This window comes from Oleiphilus sp. HI0128 (assembly GCF_001635365.1).
In genome coordinates, this window is record NZ_LWGG01000578.1 from 1 (window position 1) to 273 (window position 273).

A 273-nucleotide genomic window follows, 5' to 3' on the forward strand; every position below is an offset into this window, starting at 1 on the left:
GCCACCCCAGCAGACTATAAGCGGTGCTTGGGCGCCTTTGCGCAGCAAGTTGGCATTTCTAAGAATATGAAAGACTGCATCAGTGATGCCCTTGGAGTGTTCAAAGTCAAAATGCTGAGGGTCAAGCAGTTGGTTTTGAACGTAGAGCACATCTCTTAATACTGAAAAAAGTTGTTCCCGAATACCGCGAATCATCTTGCCATCAACAAAGGCTGAGCCAGGCGCATTTTCAATCAGCAGCTTGATACCACGAGACTGGCGTATAAATTTGAT

At 46.2% G+C, this 273-nt stretch carries 1 protein-coding gene; it reads right to left on the reverse strand.

The annotated features are described in order from the left end of the window. The coding region (locus A3763_RS07040) for a pyrimidine/purine nucleosidase domain-containing protein (RefSeq protein ID WP_156494984.1) at positions 1-273 on the reverse strand (273 nt) is incomplete at both ends.